Source organism: Rhizobium sp. BK289 (assembly GCF_014193575.1).
In the GTDB taxonomy this organism is placed as follows: Bacteria; Pseudomonadota; Alphaproteobacteria; order Rhizobiales; family Rhizobiaceae; genus Rhizobium; species Rhizobium tropici_C.
Map to the genome: position 1 here is coordinate 111,089 of NZ_JACHZO010000017.1, position 15,398 is coordinate 126,486.

12 protein-coding genes and 1 tRNA gene are annotated in these 15,398 nt (G+C 59.1%); 12 read left to right on the forward strand and 1 reads right to left on the reverse strand.

What is annotated here, in order from left to right; all coding sequences use genetic code 11:
• From FHT84_RS26445 to rpoC, 10 genes are all read left to right on the forward strand, one after another.
• Nucleotides 1-876 carry a 3-deoxy-manno-octulosonate cytidylyltransferase gene (locus FHT84_RS26445; protein ID WP_183764954.1) on the forward strand — a complete coding sequence of 292 codons (876 nt, stop codon included), beginning with the start codon at nucleotides 1-3 and terminating at the stop codon, nucleotides 874-876.
• 213 nt (nucleotides 877-1,089) lie between these two features.
• Nucleotides 1,090-1,165, forward strand: a tRNA-Trp gene (locus FHT84_RS26450).
• A gap of 196 nt (nucleotides 1,166-1,361) precedes the next feature.
• Nucleotides 1,362-1,562, forward strand: a complete 201-nt coding sequence (secE, locus tag FHT84_RS26455) for a preprotein translocase subunit SecE (protein ID WP_112341906.1) — start codon at nucleotides 1,362-1,364, stop codon at nucleotides 1,560-1,562.
• An 18-nt stretch (nucleotides 1,563-1,580) separates the two neighbouring features.
• Nucleotides 1,581-2,111 (forward strand): transcription termination/antitermination protein NusG, encoded by a 531-nt coding sequence (gene nusG / locus FHT84_RS26460; RefSeq protein WP_004123460.1) that lies wholly within the window; start codon nucleotides 1,581-1,583, stop codon nucleotides 2,109-2,111.
• A gap of 214 nt (nucleotides 2,112-2,325) precedes the next feature.
• Nucleotides 2,326-2,757: a 50S ribosomal protein L11 gene (gene rplK / locus FHT84_RS26465; protein WP_069614842.1), complete on the forward strand. Its 432-nt coding sequence runs from the start codon at nucleotides 2,326-2,328 to the stop codon at nucleotides 2,755-2,757.
• Nucleotides 2,758-2,761: 4 nt separating this feature from the next.
• Nucleotides 2,762-3,460 carry a 50S ribosomal protein L1 gene (gene rplA / locus FHT84_RS26470; protein WP_112341907.1) on the forward strand — a complete coding sequence of 233 codons (699 nt, stop codon included), beginning with the start codon at nucleotides 2,762-2,764 and terminating at the stop codon, nucleotides 3,458-3,460.
• A 331-nt stretch (nucleotides 3,461-3,791) separates the two neighbouring features.
• The gene (gene rplJ, locus FHT84_RS26475; protein ID WP_106997618.1) at nucleotides 3,792-4,310 is read left to right on the forward strand and encodes a 50S ribosomal protein L10; all 519 of its coding nucleotides are present in this window, start codon (nucleotides 3,792-3,794) and stop codon (nucleotides 4,308-4,310) included.
• Between the two features lie 58 nt (nucleotides 4,311-4,368).
• Nucleotides 4,369-4,752, forward strand: a complete 384-nt coding sequence (gene rplL, locus FHT84_RS26480; protein WP_095434662.1) for a 50S ribosomal protein L7/L12 — start codon at nucleotides 4,369-4,371, stop codon at nucleotides 4,750-4,752.
• A gap of 263 nt (nucleotides 4,753-5,015) precedes the next feature.
• Complete coding sequence (rpoB, locus tag FHT84_RS26485) at nucleotides 5,016-9,158, forward strand: DNA-directed RNA polymerase subunit beta (RefSeq protein ID WP_113251538.1); 4,143 nt, start codon at nucleotides 5,016-5,018, stop codon at nucleotides 9,156-9,158.
• A 173-nt stretch (nucleotides 9,159-9,331) separates the two neighbouring features.
• Complete coding sequence (rpoC, locus tag FHT84_RS26490; RefSeq protein WP_113251539.1) at nucleotides 9,332-13,540, forward strand: DNA-directed RNA polymerase subunit beta'; 4,209 nt, start codon at nucleotides 9,332-9,334, stop codon at nucleotides 13,538-13,540.
• Nucleotides 13,541-13,654: 114 nt separating this feature from the next.
• Here rpoC and FHT84_RS26495 read toward each other — a convergent pair whose 3' ends face one another.
• Nucleotides 13,655-13,948 (reverse strand): hypothetical protein, encoded by a 294-nt coding sequence (locus FHT84_RS26495; RefSeq protein ID WP_047637046.1) that lies wholly within the window; start codon nucleotides 13,946-13,948, stop codon nucleotides 13,655-13,657.
• Between the two features lie 507 nt (nucleotides 13,949-14,455).
• On the opposite strand from FHT84_RS26495, the gene rpsL reads away from it, so the two are divergent.
• Nucleotides 14,456-14,827 carry a 30S ribosomal protein S12 gene (gene rpsL / locus FHT84_RS26500; protein WP_003507760.1) on the forward strand — a complete coding sequence of 124 codons (372 nt, stop codon included), beginning with the start codon at nucleotides 14,456-14,458 and terminating at the stop codon, nucleotides 14,825-14,827.
• Nucleotides 14,828-14,906: 79 nt separating this feature from the next.
• Entirely contained in the window at nucleotides 14,907-15,377 is a 471-nt protein-coding gene (gene rpsG, locus FHT84_RS26505; RefSeq protein WP_112341910.1) for a 30S ribosomal protein S7, read from the forward strand.
• Nucleotides 15,378-15,398: the final 21 nt, after the last annotated feature.

Genomic DNA, 15,398 nt, shown 5'->3' on the forward strand with positions numbered 1-15,398 from the left:
TTGGATCATAAGACGACCGGAAATATTGATGTCGGCATACCGGCCGCGGGTTCCGCGGCCGGCTTGAACAGTGCCGACGAGTGGCGGACAATATTGGCAGGGTTTTCCCATATCGTTCTGGTCGCCAATAGCGATGCGGTCGATATTGCGGGCCTGCAGGCGCAGTTTCCGGAGACTGCGCTCTTCGTCTTCTTCAACAAGGTCTACAAGGTCCTAGACCGCCCGTTTCATAGGCATTCGCTGCTGATCTCGCGCGGCCAGCCGCGCGGAGCAAACATCGTCTATCGTGGCGAGGTGGGCGAGGTCGTGAAATTCTTTCCAAGGGAATATTTCCTCGGCATCATGAATATCCGGCTCGGTCCGGAAGAGAAGCTCAATCCGGCAGCGGATTTTCAGGGCGCTCCGACAGGGCATCTCGATCTGGTCGGCTTCTGCTCCGACTTTTATACGGAAGGCAAGACACCGACGAGCGGCTTTGCCCTCGCGCTCTGGCTCAGCGATCTGAAGCTGCCCGGCGCGATCGTGCTTGCCGGCTTCTCGGCCAGGCGCAGTCAGAAGTGGAGGGTGGTCTCCGTTCATGATTGGAACTTCGAGCAGACGTTCCTGCGCCTGTTTGCCCGGCTTGGGAAGATCACCATCCATGGCGGGGTGGCGCTAAATCCCTATATCCGGCTTGCGCAGCGCTTCAGCGAATTGCCGCCGGCCGAAATTTCGCTGGCTGCCGCGGAAGTGCTGTCGGAACGGCTCGGCAATACCGATGCCGAAGTGGACAAGCTGATCTCCCTGACGAATGTGATTCGCTCCACCGATAATTTCCTGCGCCGGCTCAGGCCGAAGTTTCTCAAGCGTAAGCCGAAAGGCTCTTCCGGAGAGTAACGAGGGCGAGGGGCGTCCTTTCCGCAGCATTCTCGGCGGCTCTGCCCGCTCGGCAGATCTGTCCGCTCGAGCATGTCCCATGCGAAGTTGCGGGTTCGATTGGGAAAAAGAAAAAAACGCTCTTGCCAATCGTTTCGTCCCGCCTTAAAGGGAGCGCCATGTCTTCGAACTGCTCGAGCGGTCCACCGCTTGCGGCGAATAGTCGAAGGAAGAAGGGGTATAGCTCAGTTGGTAGAGCGGCGGTCTCCAAAACCGCAGGTCGTAGGTTCGAGCCCTGCTGCCCCTGCCATTTTCCTTGATTTGACTGGCGCGTCGTTTTCGCTGCTTCTCAAGTTGAGGATTATGCCGAACCGGCGGCAAATTTTAGAAAACACCGTATTGCCTCTTGTTAAATCGGGAATCGGTGTTTATGTAGGGTTCAACAGACACGCGGTGCGTGGGGCTGATATGTTCAGCTTTACGCGCCGTAATTGCGTGGGCAGTCAATGGCATCCAAAACGAATCCACTAGCGTTTCTGCAGCAGGTGCGCTCCGAGACGTCGAAAATTACTTGGCCCTCACGCCGCGAGACGATGATCTCGACGGTGATGGTGCTTGTCATGGTTGTTTTCGCCTCGCTGTTTTTCTTCGCTGCCGACCAGCTCATTGGCTGGATTCTCGGCTACGTGCTGAATACCGGCAATTGATATCGGGTGGAGATGAACATGGCGGCACGTTGGTACATCGTCCACGCTTATTCTAATTTTGAAAAGAAAGTGGCTGAATCCATTGAGGAGAAGGCTAGGCAGAAGGGTCTCGAGCATCTGTTCGAGAAGATTCTTGTGCCGACCGAGAAGGTCGTTGAGGTCCGCCGTGGCCGCAAGGTCGATAGCGAGCGCAAGTTCTTCCCGGGTTACGTGCTGGTGCGCGCCAACCTGACGGATGAAGCCTACCACCTGATCAAGAATACGCCGAAGGTGACCGGCTTCCTCGGCTCCGACAATAAGCCCGTTCCGATTCCGGATTATGAAGCCGAGCGCATTCTCGGTCAGGTCCAGGAAGGCGTTGAGCGGCCGAAGGCTTCCGTATCCTTCGAGATCGGCGAGCAGGTCCGCGTTTCCGATGGTCCGTTCGCATCGTTCAACGGCACGGTTCAGGATGTGGACGAAGAGCGTTCGCGCCTGAAGGTGGAAGTATCGATTTTTGGCCGCGCTACGCCGGTCGAGTTGGAATACAGCCAGGTCGAGAAGGTCTGATTGTCTTTGGTTTGAAGGGTTGGCCTGGCGGCCGGCCTTTCGTTCGAGTTTGGATATGAGTAATCGCTTGCTTATATCTCGCGGCGAAGCCGCAATTCGCGTGGAAGGGTAGGGTCTTAGCCGGGCCTGGCGATCCGCACCACGCAACCGCAGCCGCCGGAGCGATCCGGCATCAGTCGACCGGGCAACCGGTCAAGTAGAAAGGCAGAGAGAAATGGCTAAGAAAGTTGCAGGCCAGCTCAAGCTGCAGGTTAAGGCCGGCTCGGCGAATCCGTCGCCGCCGATCGGTCCTGCGCTTGGTCAGCGTGGCATTAACATCATGGAATTCTGCAAGGCGTTCAATGCCGCCACGCAGGAAATGGAAAAGGGTATGCCGATCCCGGTCGTCATCACCTACTACCAGGACAAGTCCTTCACCTTCGTCATGAAGCAGCCGCCGGTCAGCTACTTCCTGAAGAAGGAAGCGAAGATCCAGTCCGGCTCGAAGACCCCGGGCAAGGGTGCCAAGGCTGGTACTCTGACCAAGGCTCAGGTCAAGGCAATCGCCGAAGCCAAGATGAAGGATCTGAACGCCGCCGATATCGAAGGCGCAATGGCCATGATCGAGGGCTCTGCCCGCGCCATGGGCCTGGAAGTGGTAGGTTAAGACCATGGTAGCAAAGCGTATTCAGAAGATTCGTGAAGGCGTTGATCCGACCAAGCTCTATGCTCTGGATCTGGCCATCAACATGGTCAAGGAACGTGCCGTCGCCAAGTTCGACGAAACCGTCGAAATCTCGATGAACCTCGGCGTTGACCCGCGTCACGCCGACCAGATGGTTCGCGGCGTCGTCAACCTGCCGAACGGCACCGGCCGTACGGTTCGCGTTGCCGTCTTCGCTCGCGGCGCCAAGGCTGACGAAGCCAAGGCTGCCGGCGCTGACGTTGTTGGTGCGGAAGACCTGGTTGAGATCGTTCAGGGCGGCAAGATCGATTTCGATCGCTGCATCGCCACCCCGGACATGATGCCGCTCGTCGGCCGTCTCGGTAAGGTTCTCGGCCCGCGCGGCATGATGCCGAACCCGAAGGTCGGCACCGTCACGATGGACGTTAAGGGTGCTGTTGAAGCTTCCAAGGGCGGCGCTGTCGAGTTCCGCGTCGAGAAGGCTGGTATCGTCCATGCCGGTATCGGCAAGGCTTCCTTCGACGCCAAGGCTCTGGAAGAAAACATCCGCGCTTTCGCGGACGCCGTCATCAAGGCAAAGCCGGCTGGCGCCAAGGGCAACTACGTCAAGCGCGTAGCGATCTCCTCGACCATGGGTCCGGGCGTCAAGATCGAGCCGTCGTCCGTCACGGCGCCGAGCGCCTGATTGGTTTTGCCGGGCATTAGCCTGGTATTTTAAGAATTCCCGGCCCTTCGGGGCCGGGATTTCCGGAGAAATCCGGAATTCCTGTCCGAGATTGCAGGTGGTTATCCCTTAATCACTTAAGCCTGCATGAGACGGGTAAGACCCGAATTTTGAAGAAGCTTCGCTTCGATGAACTCGGTTCGAGCCTTGGATGCCTTGTGCCTTGGAGCCGTATGGCTCGAGCGCGAGGGGACAGGATCCTCAAGCGTCGCTTGGGATCTGAATTGATCCCAGGAGGCAAAAGGCAACCCGGCAGGTCCGTTAACCCGGTCCTGTCAACTGGAGAAAAGCAGTGGAAAGAGCGGAAAAACGCGAATTCGTCACGGAACTGAACGAAGTCTTCAAGGCTTCGGGCTCGGTTGTCGTGGCCCACTATGCTGGTGCTACAGTCGCTCAGATGAACGATTTCCGTTCCAAGATGCGCGCTGCTGGCGGCACCGTCAAAGTCGCGAAGAACCGCCTGGCCAAAATTGCTCTTCAGGGCACGGATGCGGAAGGGATTTCCAATCTCTTCACCGGTCAGACGCTGATCGCATACAGCACTGATCCGATAACCGCTCCGAAGGTCGTCGTGGATTTCGCCAAGAGCAACGATAAGATCGTTGTTTTGGGCGGCGCCATGGGAACAACAACGCTCAACGCCGAAGGTGTCAAGTCGCTTGCGACCCTGCCTTCGCTGGACGAGCTGCGCGCGAAGCTGCTGGGCATGATCCAGACTCCGGCTACCCGCATCGCAGGTGTTGTTGCAGCGCCGGCAAGCCAGCTTGCTCGCGTGTTCTCGGCCTACGCCAAGAAGGACGAAGCCGCGTAAGGCGGTTTTTCGCTGTTCATAACCAACCAGTTCGAACCGAACAAAAGGAACTATCAAAATGGCTGATCTCGCAAAGATCGTAGACGACCTCTCCTCGCTGACCGTTCTCGAAGCCGCAGAACTGTCGAAGCTTCTCGAAGAAAAGTGGGGCGTTTCCGCCGCTGCTCCGGTAGCTGTTGCTGCCGTTGCCGGTGGTGCTGGCGGCGCTGCTGCAGCTGCTGAAGAAGAAAAGACCGAGTTCGACGTCATCCTCGCTGATGCCGGCGCGAACAAGATCAACGTCATCAAGGAAGTCCGCGGCATCACCGGCCTCGGCCTCAAGGAAGCCAAGGACCTCGTTGAAGCCGCTCCGAAGGCTGTCAAGGAAGGCGTTTCCAAGGCTGAAGCTGCTGACATCAAGAAGAAGCTCGAAGACGCCGGCGCAAAGGTCGACGTCAAGTAAGCTTGAAACTGCTTTTGGGAGGTGGCTTTTTGCTGCCTCCCATTTGCCGTTTTTCTGAACGAATTACCCAAAAGCCGCGGGCAAAACGGCTTTTGGGTAATGGGTTCTTCAAGAGGATGGTCTCAAACCGAACCGCGACGCAATCCGGCTGAGCGGTTTTCGGTTAGATAGACGAGATTGAACTACTCATTGATTGATGGGGTCGCCTGGCCAGCGATTCCCATCCGTTGCAGGCCCGGGTGCAGGATTTTAAAGGAGCGACGATGGCTCAGACCCTTTCGTTCAACGGTCGCAGGCGCGTACGCAAGTTTTTTGGTAAGATTCCCGAAGTCGCAGAGATGCCGAACCTCATCGAGGTTCAAAAGGCGTCCTACGATCAGTTTCTCATGGTCGAAGAACCGAAGGGCGGCCGCCCGGACGAAGGTCTTCAGGCTGTCTTCAAGTCGGTTTTCCCGATCACCGATTTCTCCGGCGCTTCCATGCTGGAGTTCGTTTCCTATGAGTTCGAACCGCCGAAGTTCGACGTCGATGAGTGCCGCCAGCGCGACTTGACCTACGCCGCGCCGCTGAAGGTGACCCTCCGTCTGATCGTGTTCGATATCGACGAGGATACGGGCGCGAAGTCCATCAAGGACATCAAGGAACAGAGCGTCTACATGGGCGACATGCCGCTCATGACGAACAACGGTACGTTCATCGTGAACGGCACCGAGCGCGTGATCGTATCCCAGATGCACCGTTCGCCGGGCGTCTTCTTCGATCACGACAAGGGCAAGAGCCATTCCTCCGGCAAGCTGCTCTTTGCTGCTCGTGTCATCCCGTATCGCGGCTCCTGGCTCGATATCGAATTCGACGCCAAGGACATCGTCTATGCCCGTATCGACCGCCGCCGCAAGATTCCGGTGACGTCGCTGCTGATGGCGCTTGGCATGGATGGCGAAGAGATCCTGTCGACCTTCTATACGAAGTCGCTCTACCAGCGCTCCGGCGATGGCTGGCGCATTCCCTTCAAGGCGGAAACGCTGAAGGGCGCCAAGACCGTTTCCGACATGATCGACGCCGATACCGGCGAAGTGGTTGTCGAAGGCGGCAAGAAGCTTACGCCGCGCCTGCTGCGTCAGCTGCAGGAAAAGGGCCTCAAGGCTCTGAAGGCAACCGACGAAGAGCTTTACGGCCTCTTCCTGGCGGAAGACATCGTCAACTTCCAGACCGGTGAGATCTATCTCGAAGCCGGCGATGAAATCGACGAGAAGACCCTGCCTGTTATCCTCAACGCCGGTTTCGACGAAATTCCGGTTCTCGGCATCGACCACATCAATGTCGGCGCCTACATCCGCAACACGCTGTCCGCCGACAAGAACGAGAACCGTCAGGACGCTCTGTTCGACATCTACCGCGTCATGCGTCCGGGTGAGCCGCCGACCATGGAATCGGCCGAAGCCATGTTCAACTCGCTGTTCTTCGATGCGGAGCGTTACGATCTCTCCGCCGTCGGCCGCGTGAAGATGAACATGCGTCTCGACCTCGACGTCGAAGACACCGTCCGCATCCTGCGCAAGGACGACATCCTGGCCGTGGTCAAGATGCTCGTCGAGCTGCGCGACGGCAAGGGCGAGATCGACGACATCGACAACCTCGGCAACCGCCGCGTCCGTTCGGTCGGCGAGCTGATGGAAAACCAGTATCGTCTGGGTCTGCTGCGCATGGAACGTGCGATCAAGGAACGCATGTCCTCGATCGAAATCGACACCGTCATGCCGCAGGACCTGATCAACGCAAAGCCGGCCGCCGCTGCCGTCCGCGAATTCTTCGGCTCCTCGCAGCTGTCGCAGTTCATGGACCAGGTGAACCCGCTTTCGGAAATCACTCACAAGCGCCGTCTTTCGGCTCTTGGCCCGGGTGGTCTGACCCGCGAGCGCGCGGGCTTCGAAGTCCGCGACGTTCATCCGACGCACTACGGTCGTATTTGCCCGATCGAAACGCCGGAAGGTCCGAACATCGGCCTCATCAACTCGCTGGCGACCTTTGCCCGCGTCAACAAGTACGGCTTCATCGAAAGCCCTTATCGCCGCATCATCGACGGTAAGGTGACCAACGACGTGCTCTACCTCTCCGCCATGGAAGAGGCGAAGTACTACGTTGCTCAGGCCAACGCCGAGCTCGACGCCGACGGCTCCTTCATCGAGGAATTCGTCGTCTGCCGTCACGCCGGCGAAGTCATGCTCGCTCCGCGCGACAACATCAACCTGATGGACGTCTCGCCGAAGCAGCTGGTTTCGGTCGCTGCCGCTCTGATCCCGTTCCTGGAAAACGACGACGCCAACCGCGCTCTCATGGGCTCGAACATGCAGCGTCAGGCCGTGCCGCTTCTGCGTGCCGAAGCCCCGTTCGTCGGCACCGGCATGGAGCCGGTCGTCGCACGTGACTCCGGTGCTGCCATCGGCGCCCGCCGCGGCGGCGTGGTCGACCAGGTCGACGCAACGCGTATCGTTATTCGCGCCACCGAAGACCTCGATCCGTCGAAGTCCGGCGTCGATATTTACCGCCTGATGAAGTTCCAGCGTTCGAACCAGAACACCTGCGTCAACCAGCGTCCGCTGGTGACCGTCGGTGACGTGGTCAACAAGGGTGACATCCTGGCAGACGGTCCGTCGACCGACCTCGGTGATCTGGCTCTCGGCCGTAACGTGCTCGTCGCGTTCATGCCGTGGAACGGTTACAACTACGAAGACTCGATCCTGCTCTCCGAGCGTATCGTTGCCGACGACGTGTTCACCTCCATCCACATTGAAGAATTCGAAGTGATGGCACGTGACACCAAGCTCGGTCCGGAAGAAATCACCCGCGATATTCCGAACGTTTCGGAAGAAGCGCTGAAGAACCTGGACGAAGCCGGCATCGTTTACATCGGCGCCGAAGTTCAGCCGGGCGATATCCTTGTCGGCAAGATCACGCCGAAGGGCGAAAGCCCGATGACGCCGGAAGAAAAGCTCCTGCGCGCCATCTTCGGTGAAAAGGCCTCCGACGTTCGCGATACCTCCATGCGCATGCCGCCCGGCACCTACGGCACGGTCGTCGAAGTTCGCGTCTTCAACCGTCACGGCGTCGAAAAGGACGAACGTGCCATGGCGATCGAGCGCGAAGAGATCGAACGCCTTGCCAAGGACCGCGACGACGAGCAGGCGATCCTCGACCGCAACGTCTACGGCCGTCTGGTCGAGATGCTGCGTGGTCAGGTTGCTCTTGCTGGTCCGAAGGGCTTCAAGAAGGGCACGGAACTGTCGAACGCCGTCGTTTCGGAATATCCGCGTTCGCAGTGGTGGATGTTCGCCGTCGAGGACGAAAAGGTCCAGAGCGAGCTGGAAGCCCTGCGTGGCCAGTATGACGAATCCAAGTCGCGCCTCGAACAGCGCTTCATGGACAAGGTCGAGAAGGTCCAGCGCGGCGACGAAATGCCTCCGGGCGTCATGAAGATGGTCAAGGTCTTCGTCGCTGTGAAGCGCAAGATCCAGCCGGGCGACAAGATGGCCGGCCGTCACGGGAACAAGGGCGTGGTCTCGCGCATTGTTCCGGTCGAGGACATGCCGTTCCTGGAAGACGGTACGCATGTCGATATCGTGCTGAACCCGCTGGGCGTGCCCTCGCGCATGAACGTCGGTCAGATTCTCGAAACGCACCTCGGCTGGGCTTGTGCCGGCATGGGTCGCCAGATCGGCGAACTGATCGAAGCCTACAAGGCGAGCGGCAACATCGAGCCTCTGCGCAAGACGATCGACATGGTCGTCGGCGACGGTCCGAAGAGCGACGACGTGCACGAGTATGACGATGCGTCAGTTCTGCGTCTGGCAGATCAGTGGAAGCGTGGCGTGTCCATCGCGACCCCGGTCTTCGATGGCGCCGGCGAAGTAGATGTCAACGAGATGCTGGAAATGGCAGGTCTCAAGCAGACCGGCCAGTCGACGCTGTACGACGGTCGTACCGGCGAGCAGTTCGACCGTCAGGTTACGGTTGGCTACATCTACATGCTGAAGCTGAACCACCTTGTCGACGACAAGATCCACGCCCGTTCGATCGGTCCGTACTCGCTCGTCACCCAGCAGCCGTTGGGCGGTAAGGCACAGTTCGGCGGTCAGCGCTTCGGCGAAATGGAAGTCTGGGCGCTTGAAGCTTATGGCGCAGCCTACACGCTGCAGGAAATGCTCACGGTCAAGTCGGACGACGTGGCCGGCCGTACGAAGGTCTACGAAGCCATCGTTCGTGGCGACGACACCTTCGAAGCGGGCATTCCGGAAAGCTTCAACGTTCTCGTCAAGGAAATGCGCTCGCTAGGTCTCAGCGTCGAGCTGGAAAACTCCAAGGTCGACGATCTGCAGACGGCAAGCCAGCTTCCGGACGCAGCCGAGTAAGAGCCTCTGTCGGGTGCGCGCTGCATCAGCGCGCACCGTTGGAATATTGCAGCGCCGTCGACGTCCTTGGGATGCATGGCGCCGCAAGGCGGTTTTAAAGCGTCAGGCCGGTTCCCGGGATTTGCCGGCCCTGTTCGCAATTCGAGGGCGTTTCGCCCCTAAAGGAGATAGGCATGAACCAAGAGGTCATGAATCTTTTCAATCCGCAGATGCCTGCGCAGAATTTCGATTCCATCCGGATTTCGATTGCGTCGCCGGAGAAGATTCTTTCCTGGTCTTATGGCGAGATCAAGAAGCCGGAGACGATCAACTATCGCACGTTCAAGCCGGAACGCGATGGTCTCTTCTGCGCGCGTATTTTCGGGCCGATCAAGGACTACGAGTGCCTGTGCGGCAAGTACAAGCGCATGAAGTACAAGGGCATCATCTGCGAAAAGTGCGGCGTCGAAGTTACGCTGTCGCGCGTTCGCCGTGAGCGCATGGGCCATATCGAGCTTGCCGCTCCCGTTGCCCATATCTGGTTCCTGAAGTCGCTGCCTTCGCGCATTTCGACGCTGCTCGACATGACGCTGAAGGATGTCGAGCGCGTTCTCTACTTCGAAAACTACATCGTCACCGAGCCGGGCCTGACCGCCCTCAAGGAGCATCAGCTTCTCTCGGAAGAAGAGTACATGCTCGCCGTCGACGAATATGGCGAAGACCAGTTCACCGCCATGATCGGCGCTGAAGCGATCTACGAGATGCTGGCCAGCATGAACCTCGAAAAGATCGCCGGCGACCTGCGCTCCGAGCTTGCCGACACCACGTCGGATCTCAAGCAGAAGAAGCTGATGAAGCGCCTGAAGATCGTCGAGAACTTCATGGAGTCGGGCAACCGTCCGGAATGGATGATCATGAAGGTCGTCCCGGTCATCCCGCCGGACCTGCGTCCGCTGGTTCCGCTCGATGGCGGCCGCTTCGCGACCTCGGATCTGAACGATCTGTACCGCCGCGTCATCAACCGTAACAATCGTCTGAAGCGCCTCATCGAACTGCGCGCTCCGGGCATCATCATCCGCAACGAAAAGCGCATGCTGCAGGAATCTGTCGATGCGCTGTTCGACAACGGCCGCCGTGGCCGCGTCATCACCGGCGCCAACAAGCGTCCGCTGAAGTCGCTGTCCGACATGCTCAAGGGCAAGCAGGGCCGCTTCCGTCAGAACCTGCTCGGCAAGCGCGTCGACTATTCCGGCCGTTCGGTCATCGTGACCGGTCCGGAGCTCAAGCTGCATCAGTGCGGCCTGCCGAAGAAAATGGCGCTCGAGCTGTTCAAGCCGTTCATCTATGCCCGCCTCGACGCGAAGGGTTATTCCTCGACCGTCAAGCAGGCCAAGAAGCTGGTCGAAAAGGAAAAGCCGGAAGTCTGGGATATCCTCGACGAGGTCATCCGCGAGCATCCGGTTCTCCTGAACCGCGCACCGACGCTGCACCGCCTGGGCATCCAGGCCTTCGAACCCACGCTGGTCGAAGGCAAGGCTATCCAGCTGCACCCGCTCGTCTGCACGGCCTTCAACGCCGACTTCGACGGCGACCAGATGGCTGTTCACGTGCCGCTCTCGCTGGAAGCCCAGCTTGAAGCCCGCGTGCTGATGATGTCGACCAACAACATCCTGCATCCGGCAAACGGCGCGCCGATCATCGTTCCCTCGCAGGACATGGTTCTCGGCCTGTACTATCTGTCGATCCTGAACCAGAACGAGCCGGGCGAAGGCATGGCCTTCTCCGACCTCGGCGAGCTGCATCACGCCCTCGAAAACAAGGTCGTGACGCTGCACTCGAAGATCCGCGGCCGCTTCAAGTCGGTCGACGAAGAAGGCAAGCCCTATTCGAAGATCTACGAGACGACGCCTGGCCGCCTGCTGATCGGCGAACTGCTGCCGAAGCACGGCAAGGTGACCTTCGACATCTGCAACCAGGAAATGACCAAGAAGAACATCTCCAAGATGATCGACACGGTCTACCGTCATTGCGGCCAGAAGGACACGGTCATTTTCTGCGACCGTATCATGCAGCTTGGCTTCTCCCATGCCTGCCGCGCCGGCATTTCGTTCGGCAAGGACGACATGGTTATCCCGGATACCAAGGTTAAGATCGTCGGCGATACCGAAGCGCTCGTGAAGGAATACGAGCAGCAGTACAATGACGGCCTGATCACCCAGGGCGAGAAGTACAACAAGGTCGTCGACGCCTGGGGCAAGGCCACGGAAAAGGTCGCCGAAGAAATGATGGCCCGCATTAAGGCCGTCGAATTCGACGAAAAGACCGGTCGCCAGAAGCCGATGAACTCGATCTATATGATGAGCCACTCGGGTGCTCGTGGTTCGCCGAACCAGATGCGCCAGCTGGGCGGCATGCGCGGCCTCATGGCCAAGCCGTCGGGCGAAATCATCGAGACGCCGATCATCTCGAACTTCAAGGAAGGCCTGACCGTTAACGAGTACTTCAACTCGACCCACGGTGCCCGTAAGGGTCTGGCCGACACCGCCTTGAAGACCGCGAACTCTGGTTACCTGACCCGCCGTCTCGTCGACGTCGCGCAGGATTGCATCGTCACGCATGTCGATTGCGGCACGGAGAACGGCCTCACCATGACCGCCATCGTCGATGCCGGTCAGGTCGTCGCCTCGCTCGGCGCCCGCATCCTCGGCCGTACGGCCCTGGACGACATCGATCATCCGGTCACGGGTGAGCGCATCGTCGATGCCGGCAAGATGATCCTCGAGCCCGATGTCATCGAGATCGAGAAGGCTGGTATCCAGTCGATCCGCATCCGTTCGGCACTGACCTGCGAAATCCAGACAGGCGTCTGCTCGGTCTGCTACGGCCGTGACCTTGCTCGCGGTACGCCTGTCAACATTGGTGAAGCTGTCGGCGTCATCGCCGCACAGTCGATCGGTGAGCCGGGCACCCAGCTGACCATGCGTACCTTCCACCTGGGCGGCACGGCGACCGTGGTCGACCAGTCGTTCCTGGAAGCCTCCTACGAGGGCACGGTTCAGATCAAGAACCGCAACATGCTGCGCAACTCCGACGGCAACCTGGTTGCCATGGGCCGCAACATGACGGTCCAGATCCTGGACGAACGCGGTGTCGAACGCTCCTCGCAGCGCGTCGCTTACGGCTCGAAGCTGTATGTCGACGACGGCGACAAGGTGAAGCGCGGTCAGCGTCTGGCAGAGTGGGACCCCTATACCCGTCCGATGATGACGGAAGTGGCCGGTACGGTTCACTTCGAAGATGTGGTCGACGGTCTCTCGGTCCTCGAAGCGACGGACGAGTCCACCGGCATCACCAAGCGTCAGGTTATCGACTGGCGCTCGACGCCGCGCGGCTCCGATCTGAAGCCGGCGATCGTCATCAAGGACGCCAGCGGCAATGTCGCCAAGCTGTCGCGCGGTGGTGAAGCCCGCTTCCTGCTCTCGGTCGACGCGATCCTGTCGGTCGAACCGGGTCAGAAGGTGTCGCAGGGTGACGTTCTCGCCCGTTCGCCGCTGGAAAGCGCCAAGACCAAGGACATCACCGGTGGTCTGCCGCGCGTTGCCGAACTGTTCGAAGCTCGTCGTCCGAAGGACCATGCTATCATCGCAGAGATCGATGGTACGATCCGCCTCGGCCGCGACTACAAGAACAAGCGTCGCGTCATCATCGAGCCGGCGGAAGACGGTGTCGAGCCGGTCGAATACCTGATCCCGAAGGGCAAGCCCTTCCACCTTCAGGAAGGCGACTATATCGAAAAGGGTGATTACATCCTCGACGGTAACCCGGCTCCGCACGACATTCTGGCGATCAAGGGCGTGGAAGCTCTGGCTTCCTACCTGGTCAACGAAATCCAGGAAGTCTACCGCTTGCAGGGCGTTGTCATCAACGACAAGCACATCGAAGTGATTGTCCGTCAGATGCTGCAGAAGGTGGAGATCACCGATGCAGGCGACAGCCAGTACATCGTCGGCGACAACGTCGACCGTATCGAACTGGAAGACGCCAACGACCGTCTGATCGAAGAAGGCAAGAAGCCCGCTTATGGCGATCCGGTTCTGCTCGGTATCACCAAGGCATCGCTGCAGACGCCGTCCTTCATCTCGGCCGCATCCTTCCAGGAAACGACGAAGGTGCTGACCGAAGCTGCAATCGCCGGCAAGACCGACGGTCTGCAGGGTCTGAAGGAAAACGTCATCGTCGGCCGCCTCATCCCGGCCGGTACCGGCGGTACCATGACGCAGATCCGCCGTATCGCCACTGCCCGCGACGAGCTCATCCTCGAGGAACGTCGCAAGGGTACGGGCGCTGGCGTCGCAACGCCGATGCTGCAGGATCTCGCAAGCGAGAACAGCCCGGCCGACTAAGCGGAACGGGATCGGAAAAATCAAAACCGCCCGGAGCGATCCGGGCGGTTTCTCTTTGCGCATAATGAAATCGATGAGGTGAGGGGGCGTCACCTTCCTCAGACCGTCGTCCGATCAGCGGAATCGGATGATCGCGACTTCGCCTTCGAGCGCGCCTTGGTAGGCGGAGGCATGCGGCTCTTCGTCCGGAATATCCGTCAGCAGCCCGATCTGATCGAGGTCGGCTTCGATGAAGCCCTCTTCGGCCAGGGCGTTCAACGCCTCGCGCACGGCGGTATCATCGTCAGGCGCTTTCAGCATGACATGCAGGTCGATGCCTTCGCCGCCATCGGACTCATATCCCTTGCCGATGATGATGAAGACCATGGGGCCGTCGGAATTGTTGTCGTTGTCTGGCGCAGTAATCATGGGTCTTCCTTCGGGAGTGTCGAATCGACCCGGCGATTCTCTCAGGCAGCCGGGTCTGGCGGATGGGAATGTCCTGCTCTGATTCCTTATAGGGATTTTGATGAAATACCAAAGTCCATCTTGCCGAGGGGACGGCATTTCCGTATCAAACGCGTCAAATGGCTGGTTTGCCCGGCCTTTTCGGGCTGTATGACAAAGATAATTTCTTAACCGGCCTTGACGAACCGGCGGGAAACCAGTAGTACCGCCGCCATCGGAACCCATGTGAGGCATGGCTGTCTGGGGCGACGCGCCCTGGAGTTCACCTCAAACAAGGTTCTAAACGCACGTTGAAGACACGAATGCTGCACGCAAGACGCCTTGACGGCGTCCTCTGCTTTTCTGTGGTCCATCTGCGAAAGCGGATCGGGCCACGTTTTGCGCATTGAGACGATCGTGTGTCGTTGCCGGTGACGGCGAAAGTCATGCCCGTAAGGGTGTCGAGATAGATTTACAAGGGATGGTTGAATGCCTACCGTAAACCAGCTGATCCGCAAGCCTCGCCAGGCGCAGGTAAAGCGTAATAAGGTTCCCGCTCTCCAGGAGAACCCGCAGAAGCGCGGCGTTTGCACCCGCGTCTACACCACGACGCCGAAGAAGCCGAACTCGGCTCTGCGTAAGGTCGCAAAGATCCGCCTGACCAACGGCTTCGAAGTCATTGGTTACATCCCCGGTGAAGGTCACAACCTTCAGGAACACTCTGTCGTCATGATCCGTGGCGGCCGCGTCAAGGACCTTCCGGGTGTTCGCTACCACATCATCCGCGGCGTTCTCGATACCCAGGGTGTCAAGAACCGCAAGCAGCGCCGTTCGAAGTACGGCGCAAAGCGTCCGAAGTAATTCGGATTTGGATCATCCGGCGCTGCGCGAGGTTCTCCGCGTGGTATAGCGCCGCTAACAGTTGAGAGACGAGAAGTACATGTCCAGACGTCACAGAGCAGAAAAGCGCGAGATCAACCCGGACCCGAAGTTCGGCGATCTGGTTGTTACGAAGTTCATGAATGCCATCATGCTCGACGGCAAGAAGTCCGTAGCTGAAAACATCGTATATGGCGCATTCGACGCCGTGCAGGGCAAGGCAAAGCAGGAGCCGCTCGGCGTGTTCCATCAGGCTTTGGATAACATCGCTCCGCACGTTGAAGTCCGCTCGCGCCGCGTTGGTGGTGCTACGTACCAGGTTCCGGTCGATGTTCGTCCGGAGCGCCGCCAGGCTCTGGCCATTCGCTGGCTGATCGCTGCTGCTCGCAAGCGTAACGAGACGACGATGATCGATCGTCTCAGTGGCGAACTTCTCGATGCCTCCAACAACCGCGGCGCTGCCGTCAAGAAGCGCGAAGACACGCACAAGATGGCTGATGCCAACCGTGCGTTCTCGCATTATCGCTGGTAATCCCGAACGGTTTCGGAAAGG

Bases quoted from the DNA above. Each gene is read 5' to 3' on its own strand.
- secE (WP_112341906.1), top strand. From the start codon at position 1,362: ATGGCATCCAAAACGAATCCACTAGCGTTTCTGCAGCAGGTGCGCTCC.
- nusG (WP_004123460.1), top strand. From the start codon at position 1,581: ATGGCGGCACGTTGGTACATCGTCCACGCTTATTCTAATTTTGAAAAG.
- rplK (WP_069614842.1), top strand. From the start codon at position 2,326: ATGGCTAAGAAAGTTGCAGGCCAGCTCAAGCTGCAGGTTAAGGCCGGC.
- rplA (WP_112341907.1), top strand. From the start codon at position 2,762: ATGGTAGCAAAGCGTATTCAGAAGATTCGTGAAGGCGTTGATCCGACC.
- rplL (WP_095434662.1), top strand. From the start codon at position 4,369: ATGGCTGATCTCGCAAAGATCGTAGACGACCTCTCCTCGCTGACCGTT.
- rpoB (WP_113251538.1), top strand. From the start codon at position 5,016: ATGGCTCAGACCCTTTCGTTCAACGGTCGCAGGCGCGTACGCAAGTTT.
- rpoC (WP_113251539.1), top strand. From the start codon at position 9,332: ATGAACCAAGAGGTCATGAATCTTTTCAATCCGCAGATGCCTGCGCAG.
- FHT84_RS26495 (WP_047637046.1), bottom strand. From the start codon at position 13,948: ATGATTACTGCGCCAGACAACGACAACAATTCCGACGGCCCCATGGTC.
- rpsL (WP_003507760.1), top strand. From the start codon at position 14,456: ATGCCTACCGTAAACCAGCTGATCCGCAAGCCTCGCCAGGCGCAGGTA.
- rpsG (WP_112341910.1), top strand. From the start codon at position 14,907: ATGTCCAGACGTCACAGAGCAGAAAAGCGCGAGATCAACCCGGACCCG.